Source organism: Streptantibioticus cattleyicolor NRRL 8057 = DSM 46488, from assembly GCF_000240165.1.
Lineage (GTDB): Bacteria > Actinomycetota > Actinomycetes > Streptomycetales > Streptomycetaceae > Streptantibioticus > Streptantibioticus cattleyicolor.
The window spans coordinates 4,528,346-4,549,597 of the sequence record NC_017586.1 but is presented as its reverse complement, the minus strand read 5'-3'; the positions used below and the strand labels follow the sequence as shown (position 1 = coordinate 4,549,597).

The following is a 21,252-nucleotide window of genomic DNA, read 5'->3' as shown; positions in this document are numbered from 1 at the left end:
CCCGCGCCGGACGTGCGCGCCCGGTGCCGAAGGAGGACGTGCCCATGCTCGGTCGCCGACGGCCCGCAAGGCTTCCGGCACGACTTCTGCCCGCCCTGTGCTGCGTGGCCCTGGCCGCCGCCGGACCGGCCGGCTGCGGCAGCGGCTCCGCGGAAGGCCCCGACACCGTCAGGATCGCCTACGAGCAGGTCCCCGACAACAAGGTCCGGGTGATGTCGGACTTCCTCGCCGGGGTCAAGGAGCAGTTCGAGAAGGCCCATCCGGGCAAGCACGTGGTGCTGGAGCCGGTCACCGCGGCGGAGAACGACTACTACGCCAAGGTCCAGCAGATGATGCGGTCCCCGCGCACCGCCCCGGACCTGGTCTACGAGGACACCTTCCTGGTCAACTCCGACATCCGCGCGGGGTATCTGCGCCCGCTCGACGACTACCTGGCCGGCTGGCCCGACTGGCGGCGCTTCGACGCCACCGCCAAGGCCGCCGCCCGGGGCCAGGACGGTCACACCTACGGCGTGCCGGACGGCACCGACACCCGTGGCCTGTGGTTCGACAAGGAGATCTTCGCCCGCGCCGGCCTCCCGGCGAACTGGCAGCCGCGCACCTGGGACGACATCCTGTCCGCCGCCCGCACCGTCAAGCGCGAGGTGCCCGGGGTCGTCCCGCTCAACGTCTACACCGGCAAGGCGGCCGGTGAGGCGGCGGCGATGCAGGGCTTCGAGATGCTGGCCTACGGCACCGGGCCCGACCCGCTGTACGACCCGGCGCACGCCAAGTGGGTCACCGGCGGCCAGGGGTTCGCCGACGCGCTGGCGTTCGTCCGCACCGTCTACCACGACAAGCTCGGCCCCGAGCTGTCCGACGCGCTCGACCCCAACGTGCCCACCGTGGTGGCCACCGAGTGGATCCCCTCCGGCAAGGTCGCCATCGACCTGGACGGCTCCTGGCTGGGCCAGTACTGGTCGCCGACCGGCGCCCGTCCCTGGCCGCGCTGGAACACGGTGATGGGCACCGCCGCGATGCCGACCGAGCACGGCCAGGCGCCCGGCGCGGTGAGCATGTCCGGCGGCTGGATCTGGTCGATCGCCGCCAAGGCGCACAACCCGGGGCTCGCCTGGGAGTTCCTGACCACGGCGCAGAGCGGGGCGAACGCCGCCACGTTCGACGTGCGCCAGGCCAACATCGCGGTGCGCTCCGACGTCGCCGCCGACCGCCGTTACCTGACCTCGATGCCGGGCGTCGGCTTCTTCACCACGCTGGTGCGCTACACCCACTACCGTCCGGCGCTCCCGGTCTACCCGCAGGTCTCCATCGCGATCGGGGAGGCGACGGAGGCGGTCAGCACCAGTCAGTCGTCGGTCGCGGCGGCGGCCCGGGACTACGACCGGCAGTTGTCCCAGATCGCCGGCGGCGCGGTGGAGTCCGCCCGGTGAGCGGGGCCGTCGCGGGCGCGGCGGCGGGCGGCGGACGGGCGGCGGCCAGGGCGCCGGGGCGGGTGCGGCGCACCGTGCTGCGCGGGCTGCCGCTGCTGCCCGCCGTCGCCTTGCTGCTGCTCTTCCTCGCCGGGCCGATCGCCTACTGCGGCTACCTGGCCTTCACCGACATGCGGCTCACCGGCGCCTCGGCCACCCACTTCACCGGCACCGCCAACTTCCGCTGGGCGCTGGCCGATCCGGGGTTCCGCAACGCGGTGGTGCTCACCGTGGTCTTCGTGGCCGGCTCCGCGGTGGCCGGCCAGAACACGCTGGGGCTGGCGCTGGCCGCGCTGCTGCGGCACGCCTCACGTCCGGTGCGGCGGATCACCGGCGCGGTGGTGATCGCCGCCTGGGTGGTGCCGGAGATCGTGGCGGGGTTCCTGCTGTACGCCTTCTTCCGCCGCGAGGGCACCCTCGACGCCGTCCTGGGCCTGCTCCATCTGCCGCGCCAGAACTGGCTGTTCACGCTGCCGATGCTGGCGGTGTCGCTGGCCAACGTGTGGCGGGGCACCGCCTTCTCGATGCTGGTGTACTCCGCGGCGCTCGACGCGGTCTCCCGGGACGTGCTGGAGCAGGCAGAGCTGGACGGCGCCGGGGCGGTGCGGCGGATGTGGCACGTGACGCTGCCGCTGATCCGGCGTTCGGTGGGCACCAACCTGATGCTGGTGACCTTGCAGACGCTGTCGGTCTTCGGGCTGCTGTGGGCGATGACCCGGGGCGGCCCGGGCGACCGCAGCCAGACGCTGCCGCTGTTCATGTACGAGAAGGCGTTCCAGCAGAGCCTGATCGGCTACGGCACCGCGGTGGCGTTGCTGCTGCTGGTGGTGGGGGCGCTGTTCTCGGTGGGGTATCTGCGGCTGCTGCGGGGCGAGTTGTGAGGCGGCCGGCCCGGGTGCGGCTGGCGGCCGACGCGGCGCTGCTGGTGGTGGCGGTGGCCTTCGCGGTGCCACTGAGCTGGCTGCTGCTGGCCTCCTTCGACGAGCACGCCACGCTGCGCACCGCGTGGCCGCGTCCGTTGACCACCGCCAACTACGCGGCCGTGCTCACCCCGGAGGTCACCTTCACGCCGATGGCCAACAGCCTGCTGCTGTGCGGCGGGGCGACCGCGGTGACGGTGGCCGCCGCGGTGCTCGCCGCCTACCCGCTCTCCCGTTACCGCTCCCGCCTCAAGCGGCCCTTCCTGGTCACCGTCCTCTTCGCCACCTGCCTGCCGATCACCGCGGTGATGGTCCCGGTCTACGGGCTCTTCGTCCGGGTGAACCTGATCGACACCATGTGGGGCACCGCGCTCTTCCTGGCCGCCACCCAACTGCCGTTCGCCATCTGGCTGATGAAGAACTTCATGGACGAGGTGCCGGTGTCGCTGGAGGAGGCGGCGTGGACCGACGGGGCCTCGCCGATGCGGGCGCTGCGCCGGGTGGTGCTGCCGCTGATGGGCCCCGGGGCGACCGTGGTCACCGTCTTCACCTTCATCGCCACCTGGGGCAACTTCTTCGTCCCCTTCATGCTGCTGCTCTCCCCCGACCGGCTGCCGGCCTCGGTGAGCGTCTACGCCTTCTTCGGCTCCTACGGCACGGTGGTCTACGGGCAGCTGGCGGCCTTCTCGGTGCTGTACTCGGCGCCGGTGGTGGTGCTCTACGTGCTGATCGCGCGGCGGCTCGGCGGCGGTTTCGCGCTGGGCGGGGCGCTGAAGGGGTGAGCGGGGCGGCGACGGTCAGAAGACCGACTCGGCCTCCTCCATCCGGTCCGGCGGCACCCGCTTGAGCACCGTGATGGCGTCCCTGAGCGGCACCAGCTCCACGTGGTTGCCGCGCAGCGCCGTCATGCTGCCGAAGGCGCCCTTGTGCGCGGCCTCCACCGCGTGCCAGCCGAAGCGGGTGGCGAGCACCCTGTCGTACGCGGTGGGGACGCCGCCGCGCTGGACGTGGCCGAGGATGACCGGCTTGGCCTCCTTCCCCAGCCGGCCGGCGAGTTCGTCGGCGAGCCGGGTGCCGATCCCGATGAAGCGTTCGTGGCCGTACGGGTCGATCTCGCCGTGGCCGTAGGGCATCGTCCCCTCGATGGGGTGGGCGCCCTCGGCGACGCAGACCACGGCGAACTTCTTGCCGCGCTGGAACCGCTGGTCGACCATGGCGCAGATGTCGGCGGGGTCGAAGGGGCGCTCGGGCAGCAGGATGGCGTGGGCGCCGCCGGCCATGCCGGACTCCAGGGCGATCCAGCCGGCGTGCCGTCCCATCACCTCCACCACCATCACCCGCTGGTGGGACTCGGCGGTGGTCTTCAGCCGGTCGATGGCCTCGGTGGCGACGGTGACGGCGGTGTCGAAGCCGAAGGTGCGGTCGGTGGCCGAGATGTCGTTGTCGATGGTCTTGGGCACCCCCACCACCGGCATCCCGGCGTCGGAGAGCATCCGGGCGGCGGTGAGGGTGCCCTCGCCGCCGATGGGGATCAGGACGTCGATCCCGTGGTCGGCCTGGAGCGCGGCCACGTTGTCGGCGGCCTCGTGGAGCCGGGCGCGCTCCAGCCGGGCCGAGCCGAGGATGGTGCCGCCGCGGGCCAGGATGCCGCTGACCGAGTTGAGGTCCAGCGGCCGGAACCGCCCCTCCAGCAGCCCCTTGAAGCCGTCCTCGAAGCCGATGATCTCGTCACCGTGTCCGGTGATGCCGCGGTGGGTCACCGAGCGGATGACGGCGTTGAGCCCCGGGCAGTCGCCCCCGGCGGTGAGAACTCCGATGCGCATCGCGATCAGTCTCCCTGTCCCCGGCGAACTGTCTATTCACACCATATGAGAATATTGCGGTGACCCGCTTCCGCTCGCCCCTCGCCGCCCGTGACCTCCGGCGCGCGGCGCCTTCCGGGGCGCGCTAGCGTCGAGTGGGCGGCAGGCGCATGCCACCAGGGACTCATCAGGACGGAGCAGGCGCGTGACGCGCAGCGTGTACATAACCGGGATCGGCCGCGGGGACGGCCGTCAGGTCGTCGAACTCGGCATGATGGAACTCCTCACCCGCCAGGTGGACCGGGTGGGGGTCTACCGCCCGCTGATGCACGACGGACCGGACCGCCTCTTCGAACTGCTGCGGGCCCGCTACCGGCTCTCCCAGGACCCGGCCACCGTCTACGGCCTCCCCTACGCCGACGCCGCCCGCCTCCAGGCCGAGCAGGGCACCGACGAGCTGGTCTCCCTCCTGGTGGACCGCTTCCACGCGGTCGCCCGCGACTACGAGGTCGTCCTCGTCCTCGGCTCCGACTACGCCGGCACCCAGCTCCCCGACGAGCTGTCGCTCAACGCCCGGCTGGCCAACGAGTTCGGCGCCTCGCTGCTGCCGGTGGTCGGCGGCTCCGGCGGCCGGGCCGACACCATCGCGGCCGAGGTGCACAACGCCCAGCGCGCCTTCACCGCGGCCGGCTGCGACGTCCTGGCCATGATCGCCAACCGGGTGCCGCCGGCCGAGGCCGAGGCCACCGCGGCCCGGCTGGCCGGCCGGCTCGCGGTCCCCGCCTACGTCCTGCCCGAGGAGCCCTCGCTCTCCGCGCCCACCATGGCCCAGGTGGTGCAGGCGCTCGGCGCCGACGTGATCCTCGGCGACGACGCCGGGCTCGCCCGCAACGTGCTCGACTTCGTCTTCGGCGGCGCCATGCTGCCCTCCTTCCTGCCCGCGCTGACCCCCGGCTGCCTGGTGGTCACCCCGGGCGACCGGGCCGATCTGATCGTCGGCGCGCTGGCCGCGCACTCGGCCGGCTCCCCCGCCATCGCCGGGCTGCTGCTCACCCTGGACGAGCGCCCCGGCCCGGACATCCTCGCCCTGGCCGCCCGGCTCGCCCCCGGCACCCCGGTGCTCGCGGTGGCCGGCGGCTCCTTCCCGACCGCCGCCGAGCTGTTCACGCTGGAGGGCAAGCTCACCGCGGCCACCCCGCGCAAGGCGGAGACCGCGCTGGGCCTGTTCGAGCTCAACGTGGACACCACGGAGCTGACCGAACGCCTCTCGGTGGTCCGCAGCCCCCGGGTCACCCCGATGATGTTCGAGCACGAGCTGATCGAACGCGCCCGCTCCGCCCGCCGCCACGTGGTCCTCCCCGAGGGCACCGAGGAACGCATCCTGCGCGCCGCCGAGGTACTGCTGCGCCGCAACGTGTGCGACCTGACGCTGCTGGGCGACGAGACCGCGATCCGCAAGCGCGTCGCGGAACTCGGCATCAGCCTGGGCCTGGACTCCGCCGCCCCCGGCACCGGCGCGGTCGCCCGCATCCTGGACCCGCAGACCTCCCCGCTGCGGGAGAACTTCGCCGAGCTGTACGCCAAGCTCCGCGCCCACAAGGGGATGACCGTCGAACTCGCCCACGACGTGGTCACCGACGTCTCCTACTTCGGCACCCTGATGGTGCGCGAGGGGCTCGCCGACGGCATGGTCTCCGGCGCGGTGCACTCCACCGCGGCCACCATCCGCCCCGCCTTCGAGGTGATCAAGACCCGGGCCGACGCCTCCATCGTCTCCTCGGTGTTCTTCATGTGCCTCGCCGACAAGGTGCTGGTCTACGGCGACTGCGCGGTCAACCCCGACCCGGACGCCGAGCAGCTGGCCGACATCGCCCTCCAGTCGGCGGTGACCGCGGCCCGCTTCGGGGTGGAGCCCCGGGTGGCCATGCTCTCGTACTCCACCGGCACCTCCGGCTCCGGCGCCGACGTGGACAAGGTGCGCCGGGCCACCGAGATCGTCCGCGAGCTGCGGCCCGACCTGCTGGTGGAGGGGCCGATCCAGTACGACGCGGCGGTCGACCCGCAGGTGGCGGCGACCAAGCTGCCCGGCTCCAAGGTGGCGGGGCGGGCCACGGTGCTGATCTTCCCGGACCTCAACACCGGCAACAACACCTACAAGGCCGTGCAGCGCTCGGCGGGCGCCATCGCGGTCGGCCCGGTCCTCCAGGGCCTGCGCAAGCCGGTCAACGACCTCTCGCGCGGCGCCCTGGTCCAGGACATCGTCAACACCGTGGCGATCACCGCCATCCAGGCCCAGGGCGAGGGCGACGCCCGATGACCGCGCCCCGTCCCGCCCCGAAGGAGACCCCCGCCCCCGTGAGCACCGCCTCCCGCGTCCTCGTCCTCAACTCCGGCTCCTCGTCGGTGAAGTACCAACTGCTGGAGATGGCCGGCCCCTCGCCCACCACCACCCTCGACGGAGGCGCTGCGCGCCGCATCGACACCGACGGCTCCCGCACCGCCTCCGGCATCGTCGAGCGGATCGGCGAGAGCGACGGGGTGGCCGACCACGCGGCGGCGCTGCGCCAGGTCGCCGAGGAGCTGGCCGCGCGCGGCCTCGGCCTGGACTCCCCGCAACTGGCCGCGGTGGGCCACCGCGTGGTGCACGGCGGCACCCGGTTCACCGAGCCGACCCTGATCACCGACGAGGTGGTGGCCGAGATCGAGAAGCTGGTGCCGCTGGCGCCGCTGCACAACCCGGCCAACATCACCGGCATCAAGGTGGCCCGGGCGCTCCGCCCCGACCTGCCGCAGGTGGCCGTCTTCGACACCGCCTTCCACTCCACCATGCCGGAGGCGGCGGCCCGGTACGCCGTCGACGTGGCCACCGCCGACCGCTACGGGATCCGCCGCTACGGCTTCCACGGCACCTCGCACGCCTACGTCTCCCGGGCCGCCGCGGCGCTGGTCGGCAAGGAGCCCGCCGAGGCCAACGTGATCGTGCTCCACCTGGGCAACGGCGCCTCGGCCTCCGCGGTGCGCGGCGGGGTCTGCGTGGACACCTCGATGGGGCTCACCCCGCTGGAGGGCCTGGTGATGGGCACCCGCTCCGGCGACCTGGACCCGGCGGTCGTCTTCCACCTGGCCCGGGTCGCCGGGATGGCGACGGAGGACATCGACGGCCTGCTCAACAAGCGCAGCGGCCTGCTCGGGCTCTGCGGCGACAACGACATGCGGGAGATCGGCCGCCGGATGGCGGAGGGCGACGAGGCCGCCCAGCTCGCCTTCGACGTCTACGTCCACCGGCTGCGCAAGTACGTGGGCGCCTACTGCGCGGTGCTCGGCCGGGTGGACGTGATCGCTTTCACGGCCGGAGTAGGCGAGAATTCGGCCGCGGTGCGCGAGGCCGCCCTGCGTGGCCTCGAACCCCTCGGCATCGAGATCGACGCGGTACGCAATGCCGTGCGCGGCTCCGCGGCACGACTGGTCTCCCCTCCGGCCGGCCGGGTCGCGGTGGCCGTCGTCCCCACCGACGAGGAGATGGAGATCGCCCGGCAGGCGTATTCGCTCGTTCGTACGTCGTCCCATTCCGTCCGCGAGGGATAATTCCGGGACGGAACAAAATATCGATAGGATCGTCCACATGCGCCGAGCCAAAATCGTCTGCACCCTGGGTCCCGCCGTCGACTCCTACGACCAGCTCAAGGCGCTGGTCGAGGCCGGGATGAACGTGGCCCGCTTCAACTTCAGCCACGGCACCCACGCCGAGCACGAGGAGCGGTACCACCGCGTGCGCAAGGTCGCCGAGGAGAGCGGCCAGGCGGTGGGCGTCCTCGCCGACCTCCAGGGGCCCAAGATCCGCCTGGAGACCTTCGCCGACGGCCCGGTGGAGCTGGTGGCGGGCGACGAGTTCACCATCACCACCGAGGACGTCCCCGGCGACAAGCACCTCTGCGGCACCACCTACAAGGGCCTCCCCGGTGACGTCAGCCAGGGCGACCCGGTGCTGATCAACGACGGCAACGTGGCGCTGCGGGTGGTCGAGGTGACCGGTACCCAGGTGCGCTGCCTGGTGGTCGAGGGCGGCATCGTCTCCGACCACAAGGGCATCAACCTGCCCGGTACCGCCGTCAACGTCCCGGCGCTGTCCGAAAAGGACGTGGAGGACCTGCGGTTCGCCCTGCGCATGGGCGTGGACATGGTGGCCCTCTCCTTCGTCCGGGACGCCAAGGACGTCCGCGACGTGCACCGCGTGATGGACGAGGAGGGGCGCCGCGTCCCGGTCATCGCCAAGGTGGAGAAGCCTCAGGCGGTGGAGAACATGGAGGACGTGGTCGCCGCCTTCGACGGCGTCATGGTGGCCCGCGGCGACCTCGCCGTGGAGTACCCGCTGGAGAAGGTGCCGGTGGTGCAGAAGCGGCTGGTCGAGCTGTGCCGCCGCAACGCCAAGCCGGTGATCGTCGCCACCCAGATGATGGAGTCGATGATCAACTCCTCCCGGCCGACCCGCGCCGAGGCGTCCGACGTGGCCAACGCGGTGCTCGACGGCGCCGACGCGGTGATGCTGTCGGCCGAGTCCTCGGTCGGCAAGTACCCGATCGAGACCGTCAAGACGATGTCCCGGATCGTGGTGGCCGCCGAGACCGAGCTGCTCAAGCGGGGGCTCCAGCCGCTGGCGCCGGGCAAGAAGCCGCGCACCCAGGGCGGCGCGGTGGCCAGGGCCGCCGCCGAACTCGCCGACTTCCTCGACGCCAAGACGCTGGTGGCCTTCACCAAGTCCGGTGACACCGCCCGCCGGCTCGCCCGCTACCGGGTCCCGGCGCCGGTGCTCGCCTTCACCACCGACGCCGCCACCCGCAACCAGCTCGCCCTCACCTGGGGGGTCAGCACGCACCTGGTGCGCCACGTCGACCACACCGACGCCATGGTGGACCTGGTCGACCAGGAGATGCTCAAGCTCAGCGAGTACACCAAGGGCGACACCGTGATCATCACGGCCGGCTCCCCGCCCGGCGTCCCCGGCACCACCAACCTGGTGCGCGTCCACCACCTCGGCGAGCGCGACAGCGACTGACCCGTCACCGCCCGCCCGAGGACGACCCTGCCGATGGGCCACTTTGCCCAGGTCGGCAGGGTCGTCCTAGTGTGTTGGGCGCGTGTGCCCGGCCGCCGGCCGTGGCGCCCACCGTCATCCACCCCCCGACACGCCGCCCGGGAGTCCTCGTCATGGCCGACGCCGTCCCTCCGTCCGGAAATCCCGCGGGCGGCGGCGGGGCGGGTGCCACGGCGGCCCTCCCGCCCGGCGCCACGGCCGGGACGCCCCGGCCCGCCGGCCGAGGCGCCGCGCTGCGCCGCACCGCCCGGCGGCTGCGCCGGGAGCCGTTCACCGTCACCTTCGTGCCGCGCGAGGCGGCCCTCGCCGCCCTGGTCCACCTGCTGATCACCGCGGTCGGCTTCACCGTCCTGCTGCTCGTCTGCCATCACCTCGGATATCCGGCCGAACGGGTGCTGCGCAAGTGGGACAGCAAGAACTACCTCGCCATCGCCGAGCACGGCTACGAGCACCGGCTGCGCTACCTGCCCGACGGCGTGCCGGCCTGGAACACCCTCGCCTTCTTCCCGCTGGTCCCGGCGCTGATCAGCGCGGTCCACACGGTGCTCGGCATCGGCTACCCCTACGCCGGCGTGGTGGTCTCCTGGCTGGCCGGCACGGTGGCCGCCACCGGGGTGTACACCCTGGCGCGCTCGCTGGCCGGACGCCGCGCGGGGTACGCCTGCGCCGCGCTGTGGGCCTGCTCGCCGTACGCCTTCGCGCTGTGGGTGCCGTACTCCGAGGCGGTCTTCAGCGCCGCGCTGATGTGGGCGCTGGTGGCACTGGCCGGGCGGCGCTGGGTGGCCGCCGGGGTGCTCACCGTGGTCGCCGGGACGGTGCGCCCCACCGCGTCGGTGCTGGTCGGCACGGTGGCGCTGACCGCGCTGTGGGCGCTGGTGCGCGGCCGGGACGATTCCCCAGCCCCACGGGGATACCCCTTGCGGCCCTGGGCGGCGCTGCTGCTGTGCCCGCTGGGCCTGGTCTTCAGCTGGCTCTACCTGGGCAGCCGGATCGGCCGGCTGGACGGGTGGTTCGAGGCCGAACGCGCCTGGGGCCAGTCGTTCGACTTCGGCGTGGGCACGCTGCGTTTCGTCCGGATGGCGGTCACCGGCGGCCACTTCGACCCGCGGTACCCGGTGGTGGTCGGGCTGCTGGTGGTGGTGCTCGCCGGGGCGGCGGTGCTCGCGCTGGACCGCAGGGTGCCGTGGGCGCTGGTGCTGGCGCTGGCCGGGGCGTGGGCGCTGATGTTCGGCACGCCGGGGTCGCCGCTGTCCAAGCCGCGGTTCATGCTGCCGTTCCTGCCGCTGCTGCTCCTGACGGTGGTACGGGGCTTCGCCCGGCTGCCGGTGGCCGTCCAGGGGTGCGTGTACGCGGCGGGGGCGGTCTTCGCCGGCTGGTACGGCGCCGAGTTGCTGATGGTGCTGCGGTGGTCGCCGTGACTTTTCAGGATGCTCTCACGTTGCGCAGACAACCCCCGCGCACCCGATACCGTCTGATCACGCGGGGGAAACGTAGGCCGCACCGGCTGACGCTAGTATCACTTTTCACCCGAACTCTCCTTTGTGATTGAGGTAACAGTCCGTGGAAGCGATCCTCCTGGTCGGCGGCAAGGGCTCCCGCCTGCGCCCGGTCACGGAACACACCCCCAAGCCGATGGTGCCGACCGCGGGCGTGCCCTTCCTCGCACACCAGCTCACCCGGGCCCGCGCCGCCGGGGTCGACCACGTGGTACTGGCCACCTCCTACCTCGCCGAGGTCTTCGAGCCGTACTTCGGTGACGGCGCCTCCCTCGGGCTGAGGATCACCTACGTGCACGAGACCGAGCCGCTGGGCACCGGCGGGGCGATCCGCAACGCCGCCCGCGCCCTGACCTGCGACCCCGGCGAGCCGGTGCTGATCTTCAACGGTGACATCCTCACCGGCCTGGACATCGCCGCCCTGGTGGCGAGCCACCGCGCGGCCGGCGCCGACGTCTCGCTCCACCTGACCCGGGTGGAGGACCCCAGCGCCTTCGGCCTGGTCCCCACCGACGCCGACGGCCGGGTGCTCGCCTTCACCGAGAAGCCCGAGCACCCCGACGAGATCGTCACCGACCAGGTCAACGCCGGCTGCTACGTCTTCCGTCGCGCGGTGATCGACACCATCCCGGACGGCCGCCCGGTCTCGGTGGAACGCGAGACCTTCCCCGGCCTGCTGGCCTCCGGCGCCCATCTGCACGGCGTGGTCGACGAGACGTACTGGATGGACCTGGGCCGCCCGGCCGCGCTGGTGCAGGCCTCCGCCGACCTGGTGCGCGGCATCGTCCCCTCCCCCGCGGTCCCCGGCCCGGCCGGGGAGTACCTGGTGCTGCCCGGCGCCGAGGTGGCGGCCGGCGCCAAGCTCTCCGGCGGCACGGTGGTCGGCGCCGGCGCCCGGATCGCCGCCGACGCGGTGGTCGACGGCTCGATCGTGCTGGACGGCGCGCGAATTGATCAGGGCGCGCAGGTGAACGCGAGTTTCATTGGTGCGGGAGCCGTCATCGGCTCGCGTACGGTACTGGACAGCGCCGTGATCGGAGACCGGGCCGAGGTCGGCGCGGACAACGAACTGGTGGGCGGGGCCCGGGTGTGGTGCGGCTCGGTCATCCCCGACGCGGCGATCCGTTTCTCGCCCAACTGCTGACAGCGGCCGACGACGGACGCGGCCCGACAGAGAAGACTCCTGCATGAGTGCGACGACGACCCCCGAGACCGTGACGCCGGCGACCGCGCTGCGCCGGCCCGCCCCGCTGCCCGAGCAGTGGAGCACCGTCCCGCTGACCGTGGTGATGCCCACGTACAACGAGGCGGAGAACCTGCCGCGGATGGCCGAGGCGCTGATCGGCCTCGGCCTGCCGGGCCTGCGGCTGCTGGTGGTGGACGACAACAGCCCGGACGGCACCGGCGAGGTCGCCGAGTCGCTGGCCCGCCACTACAACGACGAGACGCACACCCGCGTCTCGGTGCTCCACCGCACCGCCAAGGACGGCCTCGGCCGCGCCTACGTGGCCGGCATGGACCAGGCGGTGGCCGACGGCGCCGCCTACGTCCTCCAGATGGACGCCGACGGCAGCCACCCGGTGGAGTACGTGCCGCAGATGCTGGGGACCGCGCTGGCCACCGGCGCCGGCTTCGTGGTGGGCAGCCGGTACGTCTCCGGCGGCCGGCTCGCGGAGGAGTGGGGGCTCCACCGCAGGCTGCTCTCCCGCTGGGCCAACACCTACGTCAGCTCCGTGCTCCGCACCGGCCTGCGGGACGTCACCGCCGGCTTCGCGATGTGGCGGGCCGACACGGTGACCGCCATGCGTCTGTCGGAGGTGCGCAGCAACGGCTACAGCTTCCAGGTGGAGCTGAAGTACCAGGCAGTGCGCGCCGGGTACACCGGGGTGGAGGTCCCGATCCACTTCGAGGAGCGCCAGATCGGTGCCTCCAAGATGACCGCCGCCGTGCAGATCGAGTCCGCGATCCTGCCCTGGCGTCTGCGGTTCGACTCCCGTGGTCGCCGTCGCTGACCATGGACCGGCCGCGTCGTCCGATCCGGACGGCCGGCCGGTCTCCGCGGCCCCCGCACCGGGCACCCGGCCCGTGCGGTGGCCGGTCCGGTGGTGGCGCGCGGCCCGTTGGGGGGACGCCTACCGCCGGTGCGCCTACACCGCGGCGGTGCTCGCGGTGGCGCTGCTGGCCCTGATGGCGGTACGCCTGCCGTGGGCCGGTGACCTGGGCATCCACGCCGCCACCCTGGAACGCCTCCGGCACGACCTGGCCCACCCCGGCGATCCGCTCGTCGACGCCCCCGTGGACAGCCCCTACTACTCCCCGTGGATGGTCGCCCTCGCCCTGCTGGCCAAAGCCACCGGCCTGAGCACCTTCCACACCCTCCACCTGGCCGCCGTCGTGGACCTGGCCGTCCTGGTCACCGGCATCGCCCACTTCGCCCGCACCCTCTCCGCCCGACGCGGCACCGCACCCCTGGCCATCCTGTGCGTCATGCTGCTGTACGGCTGGGAACTGTTCACCTGGAGCGGCTTCCCGGGCTTCACCTCCCTCGCCCTGTGCCTGGCCTACCCCAGCACCCTCGGCCTGGGCATCGCCTGCCATCTGTGGGCCCTGACCCGCAAGGCCCTCATCCACCGGCGTGGCTGGGCCGCCTACCTCATCCTCGGCGCCCTCCTCGGTGTCCAGCTCCTCATCCACCAGTTCACCGGCCTCGTCACCGTCCTCGGCCTGATCGCCCTCCTCCTCGGCGCCCGCCCCTGGCCCGACCGCGCCACCTGGCTGCGCATCACCGCCGCGGCCGCCCTCGCCCTCGTCATCGTCTCCGTCTGGCCCTACTACTCCTTCTTCGCCCTGCTCGACGCCGGCGACCTGGACCCGACGCACCAGCCGCTCTACATCCACCTGGTGTCCCGGTTCTGCCTGCTGGCGCTCGGCGGGGCGGCGCTGCTGGTACGGCTGCGGCGGGACCGGCGCGACCCGCTGGTGATCTTCTTCGGACTCTCCGTGCTGGTGTACGCGATCGGCGGGGTGACCGGGCACTACTCGCTGGGCCGGATCCTGCCGGGGGTCTTCCTGCCGGCGCAGTTCGCGGTGGCCGTGGAGGCGGCCGGGGCCGGCGGACGGCTGACCCGGTGGATCTTCGCCCCGGTCACCGCCGCCGCCCTGCTCGTCGGCTGCTGGGCCCAGGCCGGGTCGCTCTCCTACGTCCTGCGCGGCGACGCCATCCCGCCGGTGATCAAGCACGCCCCGCGGCAGGGGCTGTGGGACGACTACGCGTGGGTGACCCGGTACGTCTCCTACGGCGACGTGGTGATGACCGAGGCGTTCCTGCCCAAGCGGCAGATCCCGGCCTACGGCCCGTACACCGTGGCCTCCGGCTACCCGGACTTCTTCCTGCCCGACCAGGGGCAGCGGCTGAAGGACGTCCACCGTTACTTCGCCGCGAAGACCCCGCGCGCGCAGCGGCTGGCGCTGCTGCGCAAGTACGACGTGCGGTGGGTGGTGCAGTACGCCTCCGACGGCGGGCTCGACCCGCACGACCCGGCGCTGCGCCAGGTGGCCATCGGGCCCGACGGCGAGCTGCTGCTGAAGGTGGTCCGCACCCGCTGACCGGGCGGGCGACGGCGAGGGCCCCGGTGGCGATGCCACCGGGGCCCTGTCACAACTGCCGTAGTGCGGCGGCTACTTGGCCAGTCCGCGCAGCAGGCCGCGGGCGCGGCGCAGACCGGGGCCGGCCACCTTGCGCAGCGCGGGCAGGTGCGGTTCGGCCTTGGCCAGCAGACCGGCGCGCTCCCAGCGGATCTGGAGGCGTCCGGCGCTGTGCCCCTCGGGCTCCACGGTGACCGTGTGCTCGGCCATGCCGCGGTGGTAGGCGATCTTCTTGCGCAGCGCCGGGAAGTCCAGCGGCGCCAGCAGCAGCCGGGTGTTGTGCTGCCGGTGCTGGGTGATGGCGAGCACCGGGTGGCGTACCCCGGCGAAGCCGTGCGGCGGCAGCGCGGCTTCGCCCAGGTCGATGGTGACCGACCCCTCGAACAGGCCGGGGCGCACCGGGTCGAGCCGGAAGGAGGTGCTCAGCCGCTTGCGTCCGGGGGCGACGTGCACGGTGGCCACCACCGGGCCCATCGGGAGCTGGTTGCCCGGGTCGTAGGTGCGCACGTCGAGGGTGATGCGGGAACCGGAGCCGGGGCTGACCCGGACGATCTCGTGGCGCAGCAGGGCGCTCTTGAAGGCCCGGTCGCGCAGGTCGAGGTCGCTGATCTCCAGCTCGCGGGCGGCGTCCGGGTCGGCCGGGACCACCGGGCCCCAGTAGACGCGGCCGGAGCCGTCCTCGGTGACCTCGCGCGGCGCGATGTTGCGTCCCAGGCCGCGGGCGGCGAGCTGGGCCTCCTCGTACCGTCCGCTGCGCACCAGCTGGATGACGACCCGCTGGTCGCGCGGGAGCCGTTCGAACGCCGAGGGGGCGAGGGTCTCCAGGTACGGGGAGATCTCCTCGTTGAACTGCTTGATCCACTCGTGGGTGCGGTACGGCAGGTCGCCGGTGTACATCCGCAGGTCGTGCTTGAGGAACTTGTAGTCCTTGTCGGCCTTGATCGCCTCGTTGCCGCTGGCCACCAGGAAGTCGTCGATGAGCCGGGCGACGTTGATCCGGTCGCGGACGTTCTCGATGCGGTGGCGCTGGTTGGAGATGGAGAGCGCGTCGGCGGCCTCGAAGGGCGAGATGTACCAGCGGTAGACCGGCTCCGGCAGCACGGTGAAGGCCCGCGCCAGGCAGTACGCCTGGGCCGAGAAGAGCTGGTCCTCGTAGTGGATGCCCTCGGGGAAGCGCAGGTCGTGCCGGTCGATGAACTCACGGCGGTACATCTTGTTGGTCGACAGGTGCTCGAAGAGCATGTCGGGGCTGGCGTGGATGCCGCGGACCGTCCGCTTGACGGCGAACAGGTGCGGGTGCCAGGAGGAGACCGCCCCGGTGTCGGTGCGTACCCGCTCGACGCCGCCCATGGCGAAGTCGACCTCGTCGTCGGACTCCAGCTCGGCGAGGAGGAGTTCGCAGGCGCGCTCGTGGAGTTCGTCGTCGCTGTCGAGGAACATCAGGTACGGCGCCTTGGCCAGGCCGATCGCCGCGTTGCGCGGGGCGCTGCACCCGCCGCTGTTCTGCGGCAGCCGGTGGTAGACGATCCGGTCGTCCTGCGCCGCCAGCGCCCGCGCCACCTCGGGGGTGTTGTCGGTGGAGTGGTCGTCGCTGATGATGATCTCGATGTCGCGCAGGCTCTGTCGGCGCAGCGACTCCACGGCGCGCGGCAGTCGATCGGCGTCGTTGTACACGATCACGGTGACCGTTACGGCGGGGGCCGTCGGGGCCATGGGTCGTCCTCCGGAGGAAACTGCTTGCGGGGCGGCGGGTTCGGTCGGCACGGCGGGGGTCATCCGGCCGGCGTCGGCACGGCGGCGGCCTGCTCCGGGGTGGGGGCCGGGGTGCGCTCGGCGAGCGGCACGACCGGCGGCACCCCGTGCTCCCCGAGGAAGACGTGGCGGACCACCCGCTCGGCGGCGCGGCCGTCGTCGAACTCGCAGAACTTGCGCCGGAACTCGGCCCGCTTGGCGGCGGCGGCCTCCCCGCGCCACTCGCCGGAACGGAAGATCCGCTCGACGTCCTCCTGGCTGCGGGCGACCGCCCCGGGGGACAGCTCGGTCAGGTCGAAGTAGACGCCGCGGGTGACCGAGTAGGTCTCCCAGTCGTCGGCGAAGACCACGACGGGCCGGTCGAGGTTGGCGTAGTCGAACATCACCGAGGAGTAGTCGGTGATCAACGCGTCGGAGGCGAGGGCGAGTTCCTCGACGGAGTCGTAGCGCGAGACGTCGATGATGACGCCGCGCCGGTGCAGCTCCTCCAGCGGGGACAGGCCGCGGTCGTAGAAGTAGTGGCCGCGCACCAGCAGCACGAAGTCGTCGCCGAGGGTCCTGGCCAGCCGCTCCAGGTCCAGCCGCGGGGTCCAGGTGGCCTCGTAGTCGCGGTGGGTGGGGGCGTACAGCAGCGCCTTCCGTCCCGGCGCGACACCGAGGCGCTCCCGGATCCGCCGCACGTCGGCGGCGGTCGCGGTGTAGTACGTGTCGTTGCGCGGGTAGCCGTAGTCGAGCGAGGTGAACGGCACCGGGTAGGCGCGCTCCCAGATCTCGGTGGAGTGGCGGTTGGCGGAGACCGAGTAGTCCCAGCGACCGCAGCGCTCCAGCAGCGCGTCGTAGTCCACGCCGCGGGAGGTTGCGGGGAACGGGATCTGGTCGATGCCCATCCGCTTCAGCGGCGTGCCGTGGTGGGTCTGCACATGGATCTGGCCGGGCCGCTTGATCACCGAGTCGGGGAAGTTGACGTTGTTGACCAGGTACTTGGCGCGGGCCATGACGCTCCAGTAGCGCCGGGTGCCGGGCACCACGTAGTCGATCCCGGCCGGCACCAGCGGCACGCCGGCCCGCCGGACCACCCACACCTGGCGGATGCCGGGGGCGAGTTCGGCGAGCTGGGCGGAGATCGCGGCCGGGCTGCAGGTGACACCGCGGTCCCAGTAGGCGGAGAAGACCGCGAGGTCCTCCTCGATCGGGTGGCGCAGTTGCTCGCGGTAGGCGCTCTCGGTGGCGTACTGGCCGGCCTTCTTCTTGGCCTTGACGGCGAGGCTGCGGACCGTGCGCCGCTTGCGGTTGGCGGTCTGCAGCGCCCGGTAGCCGACGTAGGAGCCGCGTTCCAGCATCGCGTGGCGGACGCCGTTGAGGTTGGAGGGGCGGGTGTAGTCGGCGGGCTTGTAGCGCAGGAAGTGCTCGGAGGCGCGGCGGAAGAACTCGGCCTGGTCGCGGTCGGCCATCCCCGGCAGGGTGAGCACCTTCAGGTAGCGGCGGATCATGCCGCTGAAGACCACCGCCCGGTGGGCCTTGCCGACGCCGCGGCGGTCCATCAGCGCCCACAACGCGTCGTACTGCGGGAACAGGTTGAACTGGCCCTCGGCGGCCTGCGGGGTGTCCGGCTCGCTGCGGCGCAGGCAGATCTGGTCGTGGGCGGCGATCCGGTCGGCGGCGAGCAGGCTGCCGAGGGCGGGCAGCACCTCGGCGTACTCGTCCTGGGTGAACAGCTCGCGGTGGGCGGCGAAGAAGTCGGCGCGCACCAGCCGGTTGGCCACGGTGGGCGTCAGGTGGAGGAGTTCGGGGTGGGCGGTGACGGAGAAGACCTCCCGGCCCGGCCCGGCGAACAGGCGGGCGTCACCGCTGGCGATGGCGGAGTTCGACCAGTGGGAGCGCACGTGGTCGAAGACGACGACGTCGGGGCGGCCGGTCTCGGTGACGCGCTCGGCGAGTGCTTCCAGAGCGCCCTCCACGAGCGCGTCGCGCCCGTCGACGAAGAGCAGGTAGTCGCCGTTGGCCAGCTCGGCCCCGGCCGCCCGGGCCGCGCCCGCGGGCAGCCGGCGCGGCAGGTGGACCACGGTCACCCTGGCGTCCCGCTCGTCGTACTCGTCGAAGAGCGCCCCGGTGGCATCGGTGGAACCGTTGTCCACGCCGATGACCTCCACCTCCCCGGCGGGCAGGCGGAGCGCGCTGTCCAGGCACTCGCGGAGGTAGCCCTGCGCGTCGAGGGCGGTGACGATGACGCTGAACGTGGTCATTGAGTGACGTTCCTGGGTGGGCGCGGCGCTTACGGGCGGTTACCGGCTCTGCGGCGGGGGTTACGGGTTCTGGGTCAATTTTTACGTGCGGAAATCCTACGGCAGTGCGTCCATCGGCCGTACATGTGTCTGTCCCGGCCGCCGGGCGGCCCAGCAACCATACGGGAGTCGGCGCGCCGGGTGCCCTCCGCGCCCGTCCGCCGGACCCGGGGCCCGTCGCGGCGGGGGCTTAGGCTGTCGGGCATGACGTGGTTGATCACAGGCGGAGCAGGGTACATCGGGGCGCACGTGGTGCGGGCCATGGTGCGGGCCGGGGAACGGGTCGTGGTGCTGGACGACCTGTCGACCGGGATCCCGGAGCGGCTGCCGGAGGAGGTGCCGCTGGTGCGGGCCTCCGTCCTGGACCGCGCGGCCCTCGACCGCGCCTTCGCCGAGCACGAGGTGACCGGGGTGGTGCACCTGGCGGCCAAGAAGCAGGTGGGCGAGTCGGTCGAGCAGCCGCTGCGGTACTACCGGGAGAACGTGCACGGCCTCGAGGTGCTTCTGGGCGCCTGCGCGGACGCCGGTGTGCGCCGCTTCGTCTTCTCCTCCTCGGCGGCCGTCTACGGCATGCCGGACGTGGACCTGGTGACCGAGGACACCCCGTGCGTGCCGATCAACCCGTACGGCGAGACCAAGCTGGCCGGCGAGTGGCTGGTGCGGGCGGCCGGCCGGGCCCACGGTATGGGCACGGTGTGCCTGCGGTACTTCAACGTGGCCGGTGCCGCCGCCCCGGAGCTGGCCGACGTGGGCGTGTACAACCTGGTGCCGATGGTCTTCGAGCGGCTGGACGCGGGCGAGGCGCCGCTGGTCTTCGGCGACGACTACCCGACGCCGGACGGCACCTGCGTCCGTGACTTCATCCACGTCGAGGACATCGCCTCGGCCCACCTGGCGGCGGCCCGGCGGCTGGCCGACGGCGCCACCGGCGACCTGACGGTCAACATCGGCCGCGGTGAGGGCGTCTCGGTGCGGGAGATGGTGACCCGCATCGGCCGGGTCACCGGTCATGAGGACGTCGAGCCGCAGGTGCGGGAGCGCCGGGCGGGCGACCCGGCCCGGGTGGTGGCCTCCGCCGAGCGGATCGCCAAGGAGCTGGGCTGGTCGGCGCGGCACGAGGTGGACGAGATGATCGCCTCGGCGTGGGCCGGCTGGCGGCTGCGGAACGACGGCTGACCGGGCCCGGCCGGCTCAGCGGCGCCCGAGGCGGCGGCGGACGACCGACAGGGCGCCGCTGAGCCCGGGCGCCAGCCGCAGCGCGAGGGCGCCGTCGGCGGTGGCGTAGGGCTGGACGAGGAGCACGCCGCCGCGCCGGCTGGGCACCGCGGTCCGGCCGAGGGCGCCGGCCGCCTGGGTGGCGGTGTCGATCCGTTCCCCGCCGGCCAGGACGACGGTGGCCCGCAGGTCCCGTACCGCGAGTTCGCCGGTGGCCAACGGGGCGAGGTCGACGGGGAGTTCGGCGGTCCAGGCGTCCGGCCGCGCGGTGAGCGCGACGGTGGCGGTGCGCAGCGGGCGGCCGGTGGTCCGGTCGCACCAGCGCACCTCGATCTCCCGTGGCCCGGCCGCGGCGAGCCGCCCGTACAGGTCCGGCAGGCGCAGCCGGAGCCGGGCCCGCAGCGGTCCGGGGTCGAGCGCCGCCTCCACGGCCACCGGCAGTTCGCCGGCCGGCGCGGTCACCAGGTCGCCGAGTCCGGCCTGCGGCAGGTCGGCGCTCCACACCGGGGCGGCGTCGGCGCCGGTGGCGTAGGGCGGCAGCAGCCGGGGCGGGCGGGCGGCGAGCGCGGCCAGCCGGGGCAGGTCGCGCGGGGCCTCGGCGGCGAGCACCACCCGGGCCACCACGGCCGCCGGGGCCGGGGCCGCCGCGATGTCGCCGGCCTCGAAGGAGGCGAGGTACGCCCGGGTCAGCCGCCACCACTCGGCGCGGTACTGCGCGCTCCGGCCGCCGAGTTCGCGGACGTACATCCGCACGCTGCGGTCGAGGAAGCTCGCCCGGGCGGCGCGTACCAGGGCGGGCTCGCCGGCCTCGGTGTGCACGGCGACCACCTGGCTGTGGGCCTCGATGCGCGAGCGCCAGTTGTCGATGCCGGCCCGGTCCAGGGAGATGGACAGCCGCTTGGCGCCGCGGCGTACGTGCCAGACGTAGACCTGGTCGGGGACGAGCACCAGGCGCGGTGCGGCGGCCAGGACGCGGGCGGTGAAGACGAAGTCCTCGTAGACGAAGCGTCCGTCGGGGAAGGCGATGGCGTGGTCGCGCAGGAAGCCGGTGCGGTAGAGCTTGTTGACGCACAGGGTGTCGTCGGCGAGCCGCGGCCGGTCGGCGGGGCGGGCGACGACCTCGGTGCGCTCGTACAGCTCCGGGCGCCACGGGGTGTCGCGGCCCTCGGGGAGTTCGCGGCGGACGGCGAGCCCGGCGGCGACGTCGGCGCGGTGTTCGCGGGCGGCGGCCAGCAGCGCGTCGACGGCGCCGGGCGGCAGCACGTCGTCGCTGTCGAGGAACATCAGGTACGGGCCGCGGGCGGCGGCGATGCCGTCGTTGCGCGGGGTGCCGCAGCCGCCGCTGTTGGAGGTGCGGCGCAGCACGCGCAGCCGGGGTTCGTCCGCCGCGAGGGCGTCGAGCAGGTCGCCGGTGCCGTCGGCGGAGCAGTCGTCCACCGCGAGGACCTCGGCGACGGCGGGGCCCTGGGCGAGCGCGGAGCGGACCGCGTCGGCGATGTGCGAGGCGTCGTTGTAGCCGATCACGACGACGGTGACGGCACTGTGCTGCTCGGCGTTCACCACCGGAACACTAGCGGGT

The 21,252-nt window shown here is 73.1% G+C and carries 15 protein-coding genes; 11 read left to right on the top strand and 4 right to left on the bottom strand.

Annotated elements, in window-relative coordinates:
* Positions 1–44: 44 nt before the first annotated feature.
* From SCATT_RS20085 to SCATT_RS20075, 3 genes are read left to right on the top strand one after another with little or no spacing between them, the layout of a single operon-like run.
* Complete coding sequence (locus tag SCATT_RS20085) at positions 45–1,430, top strand: extracellular solute-binding protein (protein WP_014628378.1); 1,386 nt, start codon at positions 45–47, stop codon at positions 1,428–1,430.
* A complete protein-coding gene (locus SCATT_RS20080; protein ID WP_014144962.1) occupies positions 1,427–2,350 on the top strand; it encodes a carbohydrate ABC transporter permease in 924 nt (307 codons plus the stop codon). The genes SCATT_RS20085 and SCATT_RS20080 overlap by 4 nt, the downstream gene beginning before the upstream one ends.
* A gap of 14 nt (positions 2,351–2,364) precedes the next feature.
* Positions 2,365–3,171 carry a carbohydrate ABC transporter permease gene (locus SCATT_RS20075; RefSeq protein ID WP_014628377.1) on the top strand — a complete coding sequence of 269 codons (807 nt, stop codon included), beginning with the start codon at positions 2,365–2,367 and terminating at the stop codon, positions 3,169–3,171.
* A gap of 15 nt (positions 3,172–3,186) precedes the next feature.
* On the opposite strand, the gene SCATT_RS20070 is transcribed toward SCATT_RS20075, so the two are convergent.
* A complete protein-coding gene (locus SCATT_RS20070) occupies positions 3,187–4,212 on the bottom strand; it encodes an ATP-dependent 6-phosphofructokinase (protein ID WP_014144960.1) in 1,026 nt (341 codons plus the stop codon).
* A gap of 184 nt (positions 4,213–4,396) precedes the next feature.
* Here SCATT_RS20070 and pta point away from each other — a divergent pair, with 184 nt between their 5' ends.
* The 7 genes from pta (at position 4,397) to SCATT_RS20035 (ending at position 14,385) form a co-directional block, all read left to right on the top strand.
* Positions 4,397–6,508: a phosphate acetyltransferase gene (gene pta, locus SCATT_RS20065; RefSeq protein ID WP_014144959.1), complete on the top strand. Its 2,112-nt coding sequence runs from the start codon at positions 4,397–4,399 to the stop codon at positions 6,506–6,508.
* A complete protein-coding gene (locus tag SCATT_RS20060; RefSeq protein WP_014144958.1) occupies positions 6,505–7,776 on the top strand; it encodes an acetate kinase in 1,272 nt (423 codons plus the stop codon). Before pta ends, SCATT_RS20060 begins: the two co-directional genes overlap by 4 nt.
* 37 nt (positions 7,777–7,813) lie before the next feature.
* A complete protein-coding gene (gene pyk / locus SCATT_RS20055; RefSeq protein WP_014144957.1) occupies positions 7,814–9,244 on the top strand; it encodes a pyruvate kinase in 1,431 nt (476 codons plus the stop codon).
* 152 nt (positions 9,245–9,396) lie between these two features.
* Positions 9,397–10,701 (top strand): glycosyltransferase family protein, encoded by a 1,305-nt coding sequence (locus SCATT_RS20050; protein ID WP_014144956.1) that lies wholly within the window; start codon positions 9,397–9,399, stop codon positions 10,699–10,701.
* Between the two features lie 142 nt (positions 10,702–10,843).
* Positions 10,844–11,923, top strand: a complete 1,080-nt coding sequence (gene manB / locus SCATT_RS20045) for a mannose-1-phosphate guanylyltransferase (RefSeq protein WP_014144955.1) — start codon at positions 10,844–10,846, stop codon at positions 11,921–11,923.
* Positions 11,924–11,966: 43 nt separating this feature from the next.
* Positions 11,967–12,791 carry a polyprenol monophosphomannose synthase gene (locus tag SCATT_RS20040; RefSeq protein WP_014144954.1) on the top strand — a complete coding sequence of 275 codons (825 nt, stop codon included), beginning with the start codon at positions 11,967–11,969 and terminating at the stop codon, positions 12,789–12,791.
* A complete protein-coding gene (locus SCATT_RS20035) occupies positions 12,775–14,385 on the top strand; it encodes a hypothetical protein (protein ID WP_014144953.1) in 1,611 nt (536 codons plus the stop codon). The genes SCATT_RS20040 and SCATT_RS20035 overlap by 17 nt, the downstream gene beginning before the upstream one ends.
* Positions 14,386–14,457: 72 nt before the next feature.
* On the opposite strand, the gene SCATT_RS20030 is transcribed toward SCATT_RS20035, so the two are convergent.
* Both SCATT_RS20030 and SCATT_RS20025 read right to left on the bottom strand, forming a co-directional pair.
* Positions 14,458–16,137, bottom strand: coding sequence for a glycosyltransferase family 2 protein (locus tag SCATT_RS20030; protein ID WP_014144952.1), 1,680 nt, complete (start codon positions 16,135–16,137; stop codon positions 14,458–14,460).
* Positions 16,138–16,196: 59 nt separating this feature from the next.
* On the bottom strand, positions 16,197–18,419 hold the full coding sequence (locus SCATT_RS20025; protein WP_014144951.1) for a bifunctional glycosyltransferase/CDP-glycerol:glycerophosphate glycerophosphotransferase: 2,223 nt from the start codon (positions 18,417–18,419) through the stop codon (positions 16,197–16,199).
* 243 nt (positions 18,420–18,662) lie between these two features.
* Here SCATT_RS20025 and galE point away from each other — a divergent pair, with 243 nt between their 5' ends.
* On the top strand, positions 18,663–19,634 hold the full coding sequence (gene galE / locus SCATT_RS20020; RefSeq protein WP_014144949.1) for a UDP-glucose 4-epimerase GalE: 972 nt from the start codon (positions 18,663–18,665) through the stop codon (positions 19,632–19,634).
* 15 nt (positions 19,635–19,649) lie between these two features.
* On the opposite strand, the gene SCATT_RS20015 is transcribed toward galE, so the two are convergent.
* Positions 19,650–21,236, bottom strand: a complete 1,587-nt coding sequence (locus tag SCATT_RS20015) for a glycosyltransferase family 2 protein (protein WP_014144948.1) — start codon at positions 21,234–21,236, stop codon at positions 19,650–19,652.
* Positions 21,237–21,252 lie beyond the last annotated feature (16 nt).